The following is a 16,148-nucleotide window of genomic DNA, read 5'->3' on the forward strand; positions in this document are numbered from 1 at the left end:
CGCGGGTCGTCCGCGGCACATCCCGCCTCCCTGTTTGAGCAGGTGCTGCACCGGCATCGGATCGAACCCGTGGCCGGACGGCCCCCGTACACCTCATCAGGGCAGCAGGCCGCGTGCGTAGGCGGTGGCGACGGCGGCGGCTCGGTCGGAGACGTCCAGTTTGGTGTAGATGTGTGCCAGGTGGGTCTTGACCGTGGTCTCGCTGATGAACAGCGCCGCGGCCGCCTCCTTGTTGGTCGCGCCGCCCGCCACCAGTCGCAGCACGCTGTGCTCGCGCTCGCTCAGCTCGGCCGTCCGGGGCGCGGGCTCGCGTACCCGACGCAGGACGCGGGCCGCCACGGCGGGCGACAGGACCGTCTCCCCTACGGCGGCCGCGCGGACGGCGCGGAAGACCTCCTCGCGGGGCGAGTCCTTCAGCAGGAAGCCGATCGCGCCGGCCGCGACGGCGGGCAGCACGTCGTCGTCCCCGTCGTACGTGGTCAGCACCAGCACCCGGGCCGACGGCACCCGCGCGGCCAGCAGCCCGATGAACTCCGCCCCGCCCAGCCCCGGCATCCGCAGGTCGGTCAGCACGACGTCGGGCTGTTCGCGGACGGCCACCGCCAGCCCTTCCGCGCCGTCGCCGGCCTCGCCGACGATTTGCAGGTCGGCCTGCTCGACGAACATGCCGCGCAGCCCGTCGCGTACCACGGGATGGTCGTCGACGATCACCAGCCGCACCGTCACGACGTCTCCCATGCTCCGGCCGCCGGGATGGCGGGCACGCTCACGCTCACCGCTGTGCCCCGTCCAGGCGCCGACTCCACCTCGACCTCGCCCGACAGCCGGCTGACCCGCTGGCGCATAGCGGTCAGGCCGAAGCCGCCGGTCTCCGACGGGGTGAACCCGACCCCATCGTCCCTGATGTCGGTCACGACCACATCCTCCATGTACGACAGGGTCACGACGGTTCTGCCCGCCCGGGCGTGGCGGGCCACGTTCGCGAGGGCCTCCTGCACCGCCCGGAACAACGTCACCTCGACCTCGGGGTGCAGCAGCCGGGCGGTTCCGGTGATGGTGAGCGTCGCGGACACCTCGTGCGTCTCGCCCCAGCCGTTCACCAGCGCCGACAGCGCCTCCGGCAGCCGGGAGGCGGCCAGCGGGCCGGGCCTCAGGTCGTCGAGGGAGCGGCGGACCTCCGCCAGGCTCTCCCTGGCCAGGTCACGGGCGACGGCCAGGCGGCGGCGTACCGCGTCGGGGTCGGAGGCGACCTCGTCGGCGGCCTCGAGCTGGGTGACGATGCCCGCCAGCCCCTGGGCGACGGTGTCGTGGATCTCGCGGGCCAGCCGGCCGCGCTCGCCGGCCACGCCGGTCTGGCGGGCGGCGGCCAGCAGCTCGCCCTGCAAGGTGGCGTTCTCCTCGCCCAGCCGCGCGAGGCGCGCGTTGGCCTCCTCCAGCGCCTGGTTCGCCGCGCGCCGCCGCCCCACCTCGGTCTCCATCGCGCGGATGACCCAGCCGATGAACGCCGCCACCGCCACCGACGCCAGCGCTCCCGGCACCTTGGGCCACACGACCCCCGGCCCGGACAGCGCCAGCGGGTCACCCAGCACGACGAGCCCGCCCGCGGCCACGCCGAGATAGGCGTAGCGGCCGGGCAGCGCCACGAACGCCATCGGGAAACAGGCGACGACCAGCAGCGCGTAGGCGGGGTGCCGCGTCGAGAGTACCCACGACAGCGCCAGCAGCCCGGTGAAGTACACCGCCATCGGCGCCAGCGCCCGCTCCGGCCAGTGCGGATGCGCCATCACCATCCAGCCGTGCCACAACGCGGCGGCCACGGCCAGCGCCACGGTCACGGCGCGGGCGGACGGCGGGGCCGCCGGATCGGCGACGGCGATCAGGGTCGCCACGCCGAGCACGGCCAGGGGCACGGCGTGCCAGAGCCGGTCCCAGTCGCGTACCCGCACCACCCACGACCTCGCTCTCACCCGCGCGGATAGGTCAGGCGGCGCAGCAGCGCCTCGGCGGGCCCGCGCGTCCCGGCCCGGCGCATCACCTCGGCCACCACCACGGTGCCCGCCCAGGTGAGCAGTGCCAGCGCCACCGTGGCGGCAGATCCCAGCCGTCCGCCGAGCCCGCCGGCGTAGGGGGACAAAAGCGCCACGAACACCACCGACTGTAGTAGATAGCACGTCAACGAGCGCTGGCCGCAGGCCGCCAGCGCGGTCACGACCGGCCCGAGTCGCCGTCCGATCCGGTCGGCCAGCACGCCGATCAGCGCCGCGTACCCCAGGCCGCCCGCGATCCCCGTCACCACGTGCACCGCGTTGAGCGCCATGACCACGACTGGATCGTGCACGACCAGGACCCCGGCGGCGATCAGCCCCACCGGCAGCCCGCCGGCCGCGCCGATCAGCGGCCCCCACAGCGCGGCCCGCCGCAGCCGGTCCGGCGCGGACAGCAGCGCGCGCCGCCCCGCCCACACGCCGACCAGCGCCGCGGTGCCCACACCCAGCATGCCGAGGGGGGACATCACCCACTCCAGCGGCCGCATCGCCAGCGCCGTCAGCGGGTCCTCAACGGTGAACGACCAGAAGTACGACCGCTGCTCCGTGCCTTCCGGCGTGCTGTAGACCAGCGCCGACGCCGACGCCACGACGACCAGCCAGCCGGCGGCCAGGACGAGCAAGGTCCGGTCACGCACTCGTAGCAGCCGGACCAGGACGAGGCCGACCAGCCCGTACACGCCGAGCACGTCTCCGGAGAACAGCAACGTCGCGTGGACCGCGCCGAACGCCAGCAGCCACAGGCTGCGCCGCCTCAGCACGCGCCGGCCTTCTGCGTCGTCGCGGCGCCGGTTCCAGATCTGCACCATGCCGTAGCCGAACAGGGCCGCGAACATCGGATACGCCCGCGCGTCCACGACGGTCATGCTCACCGCCGACACCACCCGGTCGGCCCAGCCGGGCTCGATGATGTGCTGCCTGATGCCGTACGGGCGCCCGTACAGGTAGATGGCCGAGTTGGCCACCGCGATCAGCGCCAGCATGATTCCCCTGGCCAGGTCGGGGGCGAGCTGCCGCGCCCCCTGCTCCACCGGCCCCAACCGTCCGACCGTGACCACATCGGCCTCCCTCTTGTTCCCGGACTTGGCATCCAGCGTGGAGCCAGGGGGCGGGCTGCCGAATCGTGCGGCGGGGCACGATGCGGCGGCGAACGGGCGATGCCCGGCATCCTCCGATCGGAGGATGTTCGCCGGAGAACTACGACAAGTCGTACTCGTCGATCCAGAGATCGGCTCCAGCTCTGTGAAGAGGGCTGATGGCTTCTCCGCCAAGAACGAGCCCCTGTTGGCCTGAGCCCTCGCTCGGGTCGAACGACCGGACCATGACCAATGTGGCTGCTGCGCCACCAGTGGTCAGCAGAAAGTCGAGAAGGACAGCTCGTACACCTTCGACACTCCGCTGCCTTGCCGGGCGTACACCCACACTCCCGTGGCGGCGGGCGCGATGGCCATGATCTTCGAAGAGCTCTCGGGCAGCGGATACTTGCTCCACCGCCCGTCCTTGACGTGCAGCACGTACGGCCGCCCCCGCCCAGGATCGGCCGCGATCCACACCCCGCCCCGGGCGTCCGCCCGCACGAAGGGCAGCGCGGTACCGGGCAAGGGGTCGCCCACCCGCTTCCACCGCCCGCCCTGCCGGCGCAGGATCACGCCCCCGGACTCCTCGGAGCCCACGGCCCAGGCGTCACCACGAGCGGACACGGCCAGGTCCCGGATCGAGACCTGCGGCATGGGATGCGTGCTCCATCCCGACCCCTCCCACCGGATCGCCTGGCTCAGGCCGTCCACCTGGTGGATCGCCCAGACGCGTCCCGGTCCTGCGGCGGCGATCCGCTCCAGCCACGCCGACCCCATCTCGGGGGAGGGTTTCGGCATCTCCTTCCACGCACCCCGGGACCACATGTTCATGACCCACCCGCCGTACTCGCCGATCCTGGCCAGCCACACCTCGTCCTTGGCCGCGACCGCCATGTCCTTGATGGTGAGTTCGGGGTCGAAGCGCGACAAGTTCGGCCGTCTCACCCACGAGTCCCGTACCCGCTGCCACACACCGCCGGAGGCCAGCCAGAGGTCGTCACCCGCCGGCGACGTCTCGAACCCGAAGCCCGACCCCGTCGGGAGGAAGTCGCCGGGCGGCTCCTCGGTCCGCCAGGCGCGCCCGTCCCACCGCATCATCAGCGACGTGTCGCCCGCGACGTACGTCCAGACCTCCCCGGTACGGAGGGCGGCGATCGAATGCCACATGTGCCGGCCCGGTCCGTCCCAGGTGTGTCTCAACCGCCACGACACCTCGGGCGTCTGGGGAGCACACACGACTAACAGGACGAGCAGCACCCAAGCCAAGCGCATACCGGCAGATCCTAAGCGCGCACCTCAGCCGAACGCGGCCTCCGTGACCGGCGCCCACTCCCGCCACTCGCGCAGCCGCTCGGCGTAGATGGCCTCGATCTCGGGGAGCGTGTTGCCGAGGACGAGCCGCCGTGGCGGCTTCTCGGCGTCGGCGAGCAGGAGGATCGCGTCTGCGGTCGCCGCCGGGTCGCCGAGCAGCCATTCCTTGGCGGTCGCCTCGTGGACGGCGGCATAGTCGGGGTGGCGGCCGGTGGTGCGCATGCTGGTGGCGCCGGCGAAGTCCGTGGCGTACGGGCCGGGCTCGACCGCGGTCACGTGCACGCCGAACGCGGCGACCTCCTGGGCGAGCGCCTCGGACAGGCCCTCCACCGCCCACTTGGAGGCGTGGTAGGCGCCGATCCCGGGGTACGCGCGTACGCCGCCCTCGCTCGTGACCTGCAGGATCCGGCCGGACCGCTGGGCTCGCAGCACGGGCAGGACCGCTTGGGTGACCCAGACCGTACCGAAGAAGTTCGTCTCCATCTGGGCGCGCAGCTCGGCCTCGGTGAGCTCCTCGACCATGCCGAAGAGCCCGTATCCGGCGTTGTTGACGACGACGTCGAACCGCCCGAACCGCTCCACGGCTCGCTCGACGGCCTCGAACACCGCCTTCCTGTCGGTGACGTCGAGGGGCAGCGGCAGGACGGCGTCGCCGAAGCGGCGTACGAGCGGGTCGAGCGCGGTGACGCCGCGGGCCGTCGCCACGACCCGGTCGCCGCGCCGCAGCGCGGCTTCCGTCCACAGCCGGCCGAAGCCGCGCGAGGCGCCGGTGATGAACCAGATCTTGGACATGATTTCCTTCCAGGTCTTCCTGCTTCCAGCATCCGTACGTACGAGCCATTCCACAAGCGAGGCTTTCGCACAGCAGGCATGCGGAGTACGCATGGCTTAGGTTGGTCGCATGGCGGAGTTCACCGTTCCGGCGCTGCGGGTCGTGCACGCGGTCGTCGGCACCGGATCGTTCACGGCGGCCGCTGAGCTGCTCGGATACACGCAGTCGGCGATCTCCCGGCAGGTGGCCGCCGCGGAGGCGGCCGCGGGAACGCCGCTGTTCGTCCGCAAGGCCCGTGGGGTGGAGGCGACCCGAGCGGGCGAGGCGTTCGCGCGCCGGGCGGCCGCCGTGCTGGCCGAGCTCGACGCGCTGGGCCGCGAGCTGGCCACGCTCGCCGACCCGCTCGCCGAGCAGGTCACGCTCGGCGCTTTCCCGACCGCGACCTGGTCGCTCGTCCCCAAAGCCGTGGCGGCGCTCAGCAGCGAGCACCCCGCGCTGGCCGTCGAGCTGCACGAGGCGTCCAGCCCCGCGCTCCTGCGCCAGGTGCGGGCCGGCGGCGTCGACGTCGCCGTGATCGCCGTCGGTCAGAGCCTGCCCGACTACGACCTGCACGACCTGCGCACCGAACGCCTGACGACCGGCGGCATGGGCATCGTCGCCGTGCCGAAGGACCACCGTCTCGCCGGACGGTCGCGCGTCTCGGTCGAGGATCTGTCCGGCGAGCCCTGGATCGTCGGTACGGGCCCGCGCGGCGACCCGCAGTTCGGCGCCTGGCCGACGTTGCCCGAGCCCCGCATCGTCCACCGCATCCACGACTGGAACGCCAGGCTCGGCTTCGTCGCCGCGGGGCTCGGCATCACGACCGTCCCCCGGATCGCCGTCTCCGGCCTGCCCGCCGAGATCGCCACCGTCGAGGTTGACGATCCCGCCTATTCGGGGCGCATCACCCTGACCGTGACCAGGTCAGAGCCGTCTCCAGGGCAGCGCGTCGTCGTCGCGGCCCTGCGCGCGGCGGCCCGTGATGGTGTGCTGCGTTCGCTGCCCATGTGAAAGGCCACATCGCCTTGACGGGGATGTGGCCTCAGGGGCATCAGGACGGGAGTTGCTTCTCGTACCAGCTGTAATCAATCATCGTGCTGGCGGGGCCGGTCAGCGTGCCGTAGACCTGCCAGAAGCTGTCCGGCTCCAGCGAATAGCGGAAGATTTTGTCGCCGGGCCGGTCGTCCACGAACGTGGTCTGCTTCGCGTTCTTCCAGATCCGTACCTCGATGGTGAATGTCGAGGTGTCCGGGATGTCGAGGCAGATTTCGAAGTCGTACGCGCGCGAGCCGCCGATGTTGTACTGGCGGCCGTCGATCGCGGGGCGTTGGACGTTGGAGGGGACATAGCTGTTCACGACCCGGGTGTAACCCCCGGTGGCGCAGTCGATGCCGGAGGTGGCGGCGGATGCGGGACTGGTGACGGTGAGCGTGGCGCCGAGGACCCCGGCGGCGAGCAGGGAGATGGTGTGCTTCATGCCTCTCCTCATCCGTGCAGTGAGTCTCCAACCGGGTAGTTGAAGGATGAACTGATTCTGGCGCGCGTGCGCACTCCCGGACAAGGGCGGGCAAGAATTCCTGCGATCTTAAGTCAAGTGTTGTGATAAGCATCAAGGCCACACCCCGTGGCCGGGATGTGGCCTTGGCGGTCATCCTGCGTTCGGCATCAGGCCGGGGTGCGCTTCTCGTGCCAGGTGTAATAGAGGAAAGTGCTGCCGGGGCCGGTCAACGTGCCGTGCACTTGCCAGGCGAAGTTGGCGGGAATGGTGTAACGCAGAATTTTGTCGCCAGGCCGGTCATCGGTGAAGAAGGTCTGCAAGCCGTCGTTGAAATTCTTCAGCTTGATGGTGAACGTCTCGCCGTCCGGGATGTCGAGGCAGATCTCGTACGTGTGCGGCTGCGGCCCGTTGATGTTGTAGAGCGCGTTGTCGACCCCGGGGCGCTCGACGTTGGTGGGCACGTAGGTGTTCACGACCCGGGTGTATCCGCCGGTGGCGCAGTCGATGGAGGAAGCGGACGCGGGAGTCGTGCCGGCGAGCGTGGCGCCGAGGGCGCCGGCGGCGAGAACGGAGATGGTGCGCTTCATGCCTCTCCTATCCATGTGGTGACGCTCCAACTGAAGAAGTTGAAGCCTGAACTGATTCTGTCGTGATCACCCATGTCTGGACAAGATCGGGCAAGGTTCTGTCCACCCCGCAGTAAGCGGTGACGCTCAGCCGGTCGCCGCGACGCGCCAGGGCGCGGTGGAGAACCAGACCTTCGCCGACGGCAGCAGGAGCAGGGTGACGATGAGTGCGGTGCAGGGGCCGGCCTCCGGTGCTGACCGAATCCGGAGAATCGCACTTACGAGGTGCCTTCCTGCATCGGCTACTTGAGGCGTGAAGAACTTCGATGATCCCAGGGCAAAGGGCACCTGCCTCGTTTCACAGCACATGCATCACCTTTCAAGCCGTGAATTCAGGCTCAGGACCTTGGCGTGCGATTTCTTCCACTGAGACTCCGTGCTATTGCATGTCTGTACTGCCTGGTCGTCATGGGGATTTGCGGTGGATGGCATGATGAAGCGCGACGATACGGCCAGGAGCGGAACACTTGACAGTGGACTTTTCCGTGGTTGATGACGTCTGCACCACGTTCACCACCCACGTCGACATGGGGTTGTCGCGTCGCTGACCGGCGCATGGCGACGGCCTGGCGCGCCTGCCTATGTGGAGCGGAAACAGCCACGGGGGGCCTGAAGCCTGAATGAGGCCGGGCGGAGCCATGGTGTTCCGCCCGGTCCCGGGGTTTGGTCAGGTGGGTTGGTTATGGGCAGTTGCCGATATCGCTTTCGGAGGAGGCCAGGACGACGTTGGTCTTGGCCAGGCCGAGGGCGTTGACGGTGATGTGGACGGCGTTGACGGTCAGGCCTGTGTCGGGGGTGGTGAAGGGGATCTGCTCGTTGAGGACGAGCTTGACGACGCCGACGTTGACGGTGGTGTTGGGTGCGATCTCGGTAGGTTCCGCGATGACCACCGTGTTGCCGACCTTGAGGAAGGCGATCGTGGTGGTTCCGCTGGATCCGGCGCAGGTGGTGGTGGAGCTGGAGTTGATGGTCTTGACGGTGATCACGGGAATGCCGGTGATCCCGATGGTGGTGTCGTCGATGGAGGCGGTGGCCACGGATTTGCCGGGGAATGCGGTGGTGGCGACCTGGGCGCACAGGGCGTGCCCGGTGATCAGTCCGCTGAGGGTGGCGGTGCAGGGCACCGAGGTGGTTTCGGTTGAGGTGGTGGTGATGTGGCCGGTGTCGGGGGTGGGTGCGATGTTGACCAGTTGGATGCCGGCCAGAGAGGCGTCAGCGGCCAGGCCGTAGGCCCGTCCGGTGAGCTGCTGCGGCGTGACGATGACTTCTTCGTCGCCGCACGGTGAGGTGACGGAGTTGTTGTGGGCGTCGCCGCTGTAGGTGGCGGTCCACCGGTAGGTGCCGGCCGCGCCGATGGTCACGTCGCCGGATGCGGCGGTGCCGGTGCCGGACACCGTCCCGGTACGAGTCTCGATCGGCTCCGCACAGTCGGTGTCACCGGGCGCGAACAGCTGGAACGTGACGGTGCCCGTCGGTTGGTATCCGCCGGACAGGGTCGCTGTATCGGAGACCTGTCCGCCCGCGGGCACCGTGTCCGATGGCGTCGTGACGATCGATGGAGTCGCCTTCGGGACGTGTTCGGTGATCGTTTCAGTGAAGCCTGGTGACAGGACGCCGTTGAGCAGGAAGTCCACCTTGCAGGTGATGGTGCTTCCCGGTACGGCTTCGGCCCCGATGGAGACGGTCTCGGTGAAGGCGGCATCTTCGCCGCTGGTCACCGTCCGGCTGTCCGGGGTCAGGGACACCGACAGGTTCGGGTCGCAGTCGCGTAACTGGTGGGTGACCGTGACCGGCAGGTTGCTCAGGGCCGCCAGGATGGTGTCGCTGACCTGCGAGGAGTCGATGCCGGAGAACAGCTGTCCGCCCGTGGCGTTGGTGATGGCGGTCGCTTGCCCTGTCGAGTCCATCCCGGCCAGGTCGAACGCGAGCACGGTGATGTCGGCTGCCTGCAGGGCGCTGATCGCGTCCGCCAGCGTATGGCCGTTGCTGGGATCATGGCTGGGGGCGTCCCCGATCAGGAGCACGATCCGAGAGCTGTTCGGCCTGAAGTCGACAGCGCCGGACGCGACCTCGAACAGGCCGTTGATGCCGTCCTCGGGGAAGTCGCCGCCGCCCGATGCGACCAGCGAGTTGAGACCGTTGGTGACGTCGGTGTCGTTGTCGGTGAGGTTCTGCGCCACCCGGAACGGCGTCGCGTCCGCCACGTCCTTGTACTCGGCGACCGCGAACTGCGCGTCCGGCTGCGCCGAAGCCACGTTGGACAGGATCGCGTTCGCATTGGTCTGCACGTTCGAGATGACCCCGCCCATGCTCCCTGTCGTGTCGATCAGGAAGGTGATATCCGGTTTGGGCGGGATCACCGGAGTAGAGACGGTCTTGTCGATCGTCGTCGATTCGCCCGGGTCCAGGTTCAGCGTCACGTCCGCCGGGGTGACCCCAGGATCGGCGGACGCCGTCCCTGCCCCGGCCACCAGCATTGCACCGGCTATTGCCACGCACGCGGCAGCCTTTAATCGTCGCGTCATTCTCACGGTGTGATTCCTTCTGTGTGGCGGTCATGCCATAACGGATTTGGGATCGCTGGCCGTGCAGAATTCTGTGATTACGTCATACGGAATGCCCTCTCCCCGCGTGTTGGTGCGACAGAATACGATGTCGCATTGGTTGACAACCTCGGTGACTTTTCAGCGCCGGCCGTTGGTCAACGAGGCGAGGTGTGGCCACGGTCATAAGGGTGACTGGTCGGCGAATCGTTGTAAATAGGACACTTGCGGAAGTCCCCCGAGTGGCCGCAGTCGGCCACTCCTTGCCGATGGGAGACTCCCGCGAGAAGTGAGCTTTGCCAAGATCTTTTAGGTACGCCCGCTGAAATGAATAATCCTCAGATTATCGCCTTCAAAGGGCGGCCATTTCCGGTTCCTCCGGACCGTTTCCCACACGAAATACGGTCTCGTGCTCTGAACTGCGCTTTTTGCTGCATGAATCGGGGCAGCGGCTGCGACCGTCGCGGGGCTTTCGTCGCTGGTCTACCGGTTGGTGAGGTGCCGACGGCGCTGGGTCCGCTCTGACCTGTCGAAGGATCTCGAGTTGCCGGTGCTCCGTCGCGAGGATCAGGTGCACCGCCCGCGCGCAGCGACCGGTTCACCACCTCGATCATCCAAGCCACTGTCGCCGAGTTCATCGAGCGCGGCGACCTCGACCGGCACCTGCGGTGCACCCGCCGCAACTACCGCCAGCGACACGGCGTTCGGCGCTGGCCATGTACGCGTGTGCGGCCTGGCGGCTTCTGGCGGTGTCGTCCATTCGAAGGACGTTACACAGTGGCGCCGACAGCTTCGCCGGGGGATATTCGGGTGAGTTCCGGGGTGGTGCGGGATAGCGTTTCCTGGGTGCGGCGGTGTATCTCGTGTAAGCGGTGGGAGCCTGCTGGGGCGCCTGGGTGCCGGGCCTGCGCTGCCGTCGTCGACGAGGTCGTTGAGGCCGGGTGGCGGGCCTTTGTCGCGCGGGAGTTCGGCGGGCTCGGCCCGCAGGAGGAGCGGGACGTCGCCGCCATCGTGGTCGATGAGCCGGACAGGCATCTCTGGCGAGTCGTGGATGCCGCCTACGATCGGCTCACCTGTGGGGAGTGCGAGGGCAGGTTGGGCCGGGGGCCGGCGGGGTGCCGGGCTTGTGATCTGGCCAACGGGTTTCGGTACGTCGCCATCGAGGTCGATCGGCCCGGTGTTCCGCCGGGGAACGAGCATGGGCTGCGGGTCAATGTGGCGGTGGTGCGCAGGCCCTACGGGATCTCTGAGCGTGAGCTGGTGGCGCGGCGGCTGTTGTTGCCTTTCCTGCTCGACGGGCGGTTGCCGACGATCGCTCAGGCTCAGGAGATCCGGGCCTTTCTCAATCGAGGGGGGACGGAGGATCAACTCGCTCGGCGGCTCGAATCGATCCTGGGGTGCTAGCGGGTCACACCGCGCGCATCAAGAGGTGGCCGCGGCGGAAGCGTTCTCCCTCCAGTGGTTCGCGGAGCATGCGGGCGACCTCCGCGAAGCCCTCCTTGCGGAGCAGGTCGGCCAACTCGTCGATGGGCCAGCGGTAGGCCGCGGTGACCTTGTGGTCGAACTCCGTCACCGGCTCGCCCTCCGACTCGAAGAAGCCGATCAGGAGGTGGCCGCCGGGGGCCAGGACGCGGCGGAACTCCGTCAGATAGGGCGGCAGCTCCTGCGGCGGGGTGTGGATGATCGAGTACCAGGACAGCAGGCCGCCCAGCGAGCCGTCTTGCACGTCGAGCGCGCCCATCGAGCCGAGTTCGAAGCGCAGGCCGGGGTGGTCGCGGCGGGCGATCTCGATGAACGCGGGCGAGAGGTCGACGCCGGAGGCGTCAAGGCCGAGGTCACGCAGGTAGGCGGTCATGTGGCCAGGGCCGCAGCCGGCCTCTACGACCGGGCGGGGGCCGTCCGCGCGTACGAGGCCGGCGAAGGCGGCGACGATCGCACGGTCCAGGGGCAGGCCGTCGAGCGAGTCGCGGACCAGGTCGGTGTAGAGATCGGCGACGGCGTCGTACGCGGAGGCGGTGGCGGTCAGGTAGGGGGAGGGTTCGTCGGCCATGGCGGACGACTGTAGCCCATCAGGACCTGGCCGGTACGACAACCTCCTCGGCGTCCTTACGACGGGTCAGCCAGAAGTACACGAGCGCCCCCACGAACAGCACGATCGACGTCCACTGGTTGCTCCGCCTTCCCAGATGAACAGCGCCCGGTACGGCTCCTTGATGGCGCGCGGGCCGAAGTAGATCTGCCAGTCGGTGATGACGTGGTAGAGGCGGGCTCCGATCAGGCCGAAGACGACGCCGGGGATGGCGATGTCGCTGATGGTGCCCGGTTCGCCGCCTCGGGCGCGCCAGCGGCGGTCGCTGATCCAGATGCCGGCGGCGATGGCCACGATGAAGCACAGCGCGTAGGCCCGGATCGGGATGAACCCGAGATGCCAGACCCCCTCCGGGGGACTGGGAATCAGGGCGAGGGGCATGGTGGTGACGCTAACGGATCGGGCCCCGGATGGGCAGGTACGTGACGTGATCGGACCTTCCCGAATGGTCACGCCGCGCGGGAAGCAGATCCGATCACGAAATGTCCGCATAAATCGGGAATGGGGAGCGGCCGGCTCGGCGCTTACCGAGGGTGCGCCAACAACAGTAAGAGACCCCGGTAGAGACCTTCCGGTAGAGAACCCCCGCAGAACCCCGCCCCGCGCGGATCGCCGATGAGTTCTGTCGGTGGGGCCGGTCATTATGTGCGTGGCGACGATGACCGTCCCCAAGAACACCCCTTCTGATCCCCTGTTGACGGCCGACCGAGATCGAGGCTCCGTGATCACTTCAACGCACGACGCAGCACCACCGAAGGCCGAGGAGGCCGCCGGGTCACGGCGCACGCCGCCGGTGATCCGGCTGCTGGTGCTGGCCACGTTCGTGGTCATCCTCAATGAGACAATCATGATCAACGCGATCCCGCGCCTCATGACCGCCCTGAGCATCGGCGAGCAGACCGCGCAGTGGCTCTCGACCGCGTTCATGCTGACGATGGCCGCGGTGATCCCGATCACGGGGTGGTTCCTGCAGCGGGTGACCACGCGCGGCGCGTACGCCACCGCGATGGGCCTGTTCCTGCTGGGCACCGCGCTGGCCACGGTGGCGCCGTCGTTCGAGGTGCTGCTCGGGGCCCGCATCGTGCAGGCGTCGGGCACGGCCGTGATGATGCCGCTGCTGATGACGACGTTGATGCACGTCGTGCCGGAGCACAACCGGGGCAGGGTGATGGGCAGCGTCAGCCTGGCGATCTCGGTGGCGCCCGCCATGGGTCCGACGATCTCCGGGCTGATCCTGAGCTTCGGGTCGTGGCGGCTGTTGTTCGCGGTGGTGCTGCCGATCGCGGCGCTGATCACGTGGCGTGGCCTCGCGCAGCTGCAGAACGTCGGCGAGCCGCGGGTCGGCACGATCGACTGGTTCAGCGTGGTGACGGCGGCGGCCGGGTTCGGCGGGCTGGTCTACGGGCTGAGCCGGTTCGAGGGCGGCGAGGCCGGGATGGCGGCGGCCATCGTGGTGGCCGGGCTGGTCACGATCGCGGTGTTCGTCGTCCGGCAGCTCGTGCTGCAGCGGCGCGGGGTGCCGCTGGTCGACCTGCGGACGCTGCGCCACCGCACGTACACCGTCGCGTTGATCATGATGGCGGTGGCCTTCATGGCGATGCTGGGCTCGATGGTGCTGCTGCCGCTCTACCTGCAGAACGTCAGGGCGTTCAGCCCTTTGGAGACCGGGCTGCTGGTCATGCCGGGCGGTCTGGCGATGGGGCTGCTGGGGCCGGCCGTGGGGCGGTTGTTCGACAAGTTCGGCGGCCGGGTGCTGGTGGTGCCGGGCGCGGTGGCGATCATGCTGTCGCTCGCCGGGTTCACCCAGATCACGATGACGACGCCCTACTGGCAGATCCTGGCGCTCCACGCGCTGCTGTCGATCGGCCTGGCGGCCACGTTCACCCCGGTCTTCACGCTCGGGCTCGGCGCGGTCCCGCCCGCGCTCTACTCGCACGGCAGCTCGATCCTCAGCACGTTGCAGCAGGTCGCGGCGGCCATCGGCACGGCGATGGTGATCACCGTGATGAGCTCGCGCAGCGCGTCGCTGCGGGCGTCAGGGGTCAGCGACGTGCTCGCCGACCTCGGCGGCATGCAGCTGGCGTTCGTCATCGGCGCGGTGCTGTCGGTGGCCGTGGTGGTCACCGCCCTGCTCCTTCCTGCCAGGGCCGACGCCTCGAAGTAGGCGTCTTGCGCGGTCGCGGCGCCGGTGTACAACTCGTGATCGTCGACGAGGAAGGTCGCCTGTGACCGCGTTACGCAGGCGTGGGGTTCGAGCAGGCCAGGTTCGACGCGCTGATCGCGCTGGTCGTCGGCCAGATCGTGACGGTGCCGCTCGGGTTCCGACCCGGGCTCGGCCGTATGGGTCAGGCGCGCCCGACGATCTGGTGGTCGGGGCTGACGAGGGCGACCACGCGGTCCTCGTCGCGTGAGTACGGCTGCCCGATGTACTTCTGGGCGATCGCGTCGATGACGTCCCAGGCCGCGTCGCCGTCGAGCCACTCGACGACCCTGCCGCGCACGATGACCGGCTCGAACGGGTCGTCGGCCGGCGTCATGGACACCGCCATCCGTGAGTCTCTTGAGGGAACCCAGAAAAGGTCAGCCGCGCTTTCTCGCGCGGTAGGCGCTGGCCTTGGCGCGGTTCTGGCAGGACAGGTCGCAGAAGCGGCGGGAGGCGTTCCTCGTGGTGTCGTAGAAGACCAGGGAGCATCGTTCGGCCTGGCAGGCGCCGAGGCGGGCGGGCTGGCCGACGCCGATCACCATGGCGAGGGCGGTGCCCATGTCGGCCGCCCAGGCGTCCACGGGGTCGGCGTCGGGGCGGTGGAAGGACAGGCCGAGCGGGTTCGCGGGGCTGCCGTGCAGGTTGGGGACGGCGTGGTGGCGTACGAGGAGGTCGTTGAGGCCGGCCGCCGCGTCGGGGAGGCGGTCGCCGGCGGCGAACAGCGGGCGCAGGCGAGCGGCGATCCCGGCCAGGCGGTCGGCGTCGGCCGGGGTGAGGACGCTCGCGGGCGGGTGGACCGTCAGGTGTTCCTGGGCGGCGACGACCGCCGCGAGGCGGTCGGCTCCTGGCGGAGGGGGCGTGCGGCCGCGGCCGTGCGCGTACGGCGTGGCCAGGGAGTTGATCAGCTGGACGGCCAGCTCGACCCTGCTCCCGACATAACTGTCTATTTCGGCTTGACCAGTGATTCGCCATGCTTCTACCATCACTGGCATAGCTTATCTAGACAGTGAGGATCCTCCGTGACCTTCGACCAGCTCGCCCGGCAGATGTGGCACCAGATCGAGCCGGTGCACGCGTCGCTCTACTTCAGCAAGGAGGCGTTCGAGGAGGCCGCCGCCCTCGGCTACGCCGTCGAGCCGCGCTGGCCGAGCTACTTCGCCTGGCGTACGGCGGTGCTCGGCGCCGCGGGGCGCGGCCTGGTCGCGGCCACCTACTACAGCTTCAGCCCGGCCATGATCGCCGAGTACGTCCCGTCGATCTGGGAGACGGCCTCCCCCGAGCAGGTGCTCGAAGCCCGCCTGCGGGCGGTGGACCGGACGATCCGGGCCCTCGTGGACGACGTGCAGCCGCTGGCGGAGGCGGCGGAGCTGGCGGTCAGGGCGGCGGAGAGCGCCGACGTCGCGCATCGGCCGCTGGCCGCCGCCAACCTGGCGCTGCCCTGGCCGGACGAGCCGCACGTGCGGTTGTGGCAGGCGTACACGGTGCTGCGGGAGCACCGCGGCGACGGGCATCTGACGGCGTTGCAGGCCGCGGGGCTCGACGGGTGCGAGGCGCTGGTGTCGTTCGCCGCCGTGGGGGCCGCGCCGGTCGCCAACTTCGCCGGACGCGGGTGGAGCGAGGAGGAGTGGGGCGCCGCCCGTGAGCGGCTGGCCGCCAGGGGGCTCCTGGACGCCGACGGCATGGCCACCCCCGAGGGCCACGCCCTGCGCAACCGGGTCGAACGCCACACCGACCAGCTCGCCGCCGGTCCCTGGAAGGCGCTCGGTGAGGAGCGCGCCGCGCTGCTCGCGCAGCTGAACCTGCCGCTGCTCGGCGCGGTGTTCGAGTCGGGCATGCTGCCCTCCCAGACGACGCTCGGCATCGGCAAGATCACCGTCACCTGACGCCCCACGTACGAAAAAGGCGGGCCCGCCACCTCGAAGGTGACGGGCCCGTGAGACCGAGCG

General features: G+C 69.5%; 16 protein-coding genes. 4 read left to right on the top strand and 12 right to left on the bottom strand.

What is annotated here, in order from left to right:
- Positions 1-96: 96 nt before the first annotated feature.
- The 5 genes from ABZW11_RS13350 to ABZW11_RS13370 all read right to left on the bottom strand — a co-directional run bounded on the left by ABZW11_RS13350 (position 97) and on the right by ABZW11_RS13370 (position 5,224).
- Positions 97-726 carry a response regulator transcription factor gene (locus tag ABZW11_RS13350; protein WP_355415934.1) on the bottom strand — a complete coding sequence of 210 codons (630 nt, stop codon included), beginning with the start codon at positions 724-726 and terminating at the stop codon, positions 97-99.
- Entirely contained in the window at positions 723-1,967 is a 1,245-nt protein-coding gene (locus ABZW11_RS13355) for a sensor histidine kinase (RefSeq protein ID WP_355415936.1), read from the bottom strand. The genes ABZW11_RS13350 and ABZW11_RS13355 overlap by 4 nt, the downstream gene beginning before the upstream one ends.
- Positions 1,964-3,103 carry a DUF418 domain-containing protein gene (locus tag ABZW11_RS13360; protein WP_355415938.1) on the bottom strand — a complete coding sequence of 380 codons (1,140 nt, stop codon included), beginning with the start codon at positions 3,101-3,103 and terminating at the stop codon, positions 1,964-1,966. Before ABZW11_RS13360 ends, ABZW11_RS13355 begins: the two co-directional genes overlap by 4 nt.
- A 294-nt stretch (positions 3,104-3,397) precedes the next feature.
- The gene (locus ABZW11_RS13365; protein ID WP_355415940.1) at positions 3,398-4,393 is read right to left on the bottom strand and encodes a hypothetical protein; all 996 of its coding nucleotides are present in this window, start codon (positions 4,391-4,393) and stop codon (positions 3,398-3,400) included.
- A 24-nt stretch (positions 4,394-4,417) separates the two neighbouring features.
- On the bottom strand, positions 4,418-5,224 hold the full coding sequence (locus ABZW11_RS13370; RefSeq protein WP_355415942.1) for an SDR family NAD(P)-dependent oxidoreductase: 807 nt from the start codon (positions 5,222-5,224) through the stop codon (positions 4,418-4,420).
- A gap of 109 nt (positions 5,225-5,333) precedes the next feature.
- Between ABZW11_RS13370 and ABZW11_RS13375 the strand changes: the two genes are divergently transcribed.
- Positions 5,334-6,254 carry a LysR family transcriptional regulator gene (locus ABZW11_RS13375; RefSeq protein WP_355415944.1) on the top strand — a complete coding sequence of 307 codons (921 nt, stop codon included), beginning with the start codon at positions 5,334-5,336 and terminating at the stop codon, positions 6,252-6,254.
- 40 nt (positions 6,255-6,294) lie between these two features.
- Here the strand turns inward: ABZW11_RS13375 and ABZW11_RS13380 are convergent, their stop codons facing one another.
- The 3 genes from ABZW11_RS13380 to ABZW11_RS13390 form a co-directional block, all read right to left on the bottom strand.
- Positions 6,295-6,720 (bottom strand): hypothetical protein, encoded by a 426-nt coding sequence (locus ABZW11_RS13380; protein WP_355415946.1) that lies wholly within the window; start codon positions 6,718-6,720, stop codon positions 6,295-6,297.
- A 188-nt stretch (positions 6,721-6,908) separates the two neighbouring features.
- Positions 6,909-7,328, bottom strand: coding sequence for a hypothetical protein (locus ABZW11_RS13385; protein WP_355415948.1), 420 nt, complete (start codon positions 7,326-7,328; stop codon positions 6,909-6,911).
- Between the two features lie 719 nt (positions 7,329-8,047).
- On the bottom strand, positions 8,048-9,787 hold the full coding sequence (locus ABZW11_RS13390; protein ID WP_355415950.1) for a vWA domain-containing protein: 1,740 nt from the start codon (positions 9,785-9,787) through the stop codon (positions 8,048-8,050).
- Between the two features lie 933 nt (positions 9,788-10,720).
- On the opposite strand from ABZW11_RS13390, the gene ABZW11_RS13395 reads away from it, so the two are divergent.
- Positions 10,721-11,314, top strand: coding sequence for a hypothetical protein (locus ABZW11_RS13395; RefSeq protein ID WP_355415952.1), 594 nt, complete (start codon positions 10,721-10,723; stop codon positions 11,312-11,314).
- A gap of 4 nt (positions 11,315-11,318) precedes the next feature.
- Here ABZW11_RS13395 and ABZW11_RS13400 read toward each other — a convergent pair whose 3' ends face one another.
- Positions 11,319-11,960, bottom strand: a complete 642-nt coding sequence (locus ABZW11_RS13400; RefSeq protein ID WP_355415954.1) for a class I SAM-dependent methyltransferase — start codon at positions 11,958-11,960, stop codon at positions 11,319-11,321.
- Between the two features lie 66 nt (positions 11,961-12,026).
- On the bottom strand, positions 12,027-12,380 hold the full coding sequence (locus tag ABZW11_RS13405; RefSeq protein WP_355415956.1) for a prolipoprotein diacylglyceryl transferase family protein: 354 nt from the start codon (positions 12,378-12,380) through the stop codon (positions 12,027-12,029).
- A 340-nt stretch (positions 12,381-12,720) separates the two neighbouring features.
- Between ABZW11_RS13405 and ABZW11_RS13410 the strand changes: the two genes are divergently transcribed.
- Complete coding sequence (locus ABZW11_RS13410) at positions 12,721-14,163, top strand: MDR family MFS transporter (RefSeq protein WP_355415958.1); 1,443 nt, start codon at positions 12,721-12,723, stop codon at positions 14,161-14,163.
- Positions 14,164-14,344: 181 nt separating this feature from the next.
- Here the strand turns inward: ABZW11_RS13410 and ABZW11_RS13415 are convergent, their stop codons facing one another.
- Together ABZW11_RS13415 and ABZW11_RS13420 are read right to left on the bottom strand one after the other, a co-directional pair.
- Positions 14,345-14,548: a hypothetical protein gene (locus tag ABZW11_RS13415; protein ID WP_355415960.1), complete on the bottom strand. Its 204-nt coding sequence runs from the start codon at positions 14,546-14,548 to the stop codon at positions 14,345-14,347.
- 31 nt (positions 14,549-14,579) lie between these two features.
- The gene (locus tag ABZW11_RS13420; protein WP_355416263.1) at positions 14,580-15,185 is read right to left on the bottom strand and encodes a CGNR zinc finger domain-containing protein; all 606 of its coding nucleotides are present in this window, start codon (positions 15,183-15,185) and stop codon (positions 14,580-14,582) included.
- A gap of 36 nt (positions 15,186-15,221) precedes the next feature.
- Here ABZW11_RS13420 and ABZW11_RS13425 point away from each other — a divergent pair, with 36 nt between their 5' ends.
- Entirely contained in the window at positions 15,222-16,085 is an 864-nt protein-coding gene (locus tag ABZW11_RS13425) for a hypothetical protein (RefSeq protein ID WP_355415962.1), read from the top strand.
- Positions 16,086-16,148 lie beyond the last annotated feature (63 nt).

The sequence above is a fragment of the Nonomuraea sp. NPDC004580 genome (genome assembly GCF_040609855.1).
Lineage (GTDB): Bacteria > Actinomycetota > Actinomycetes > Streptosporangiales > Streptosporangiaceae > Nonomuraea > Nonomuraea salmonea.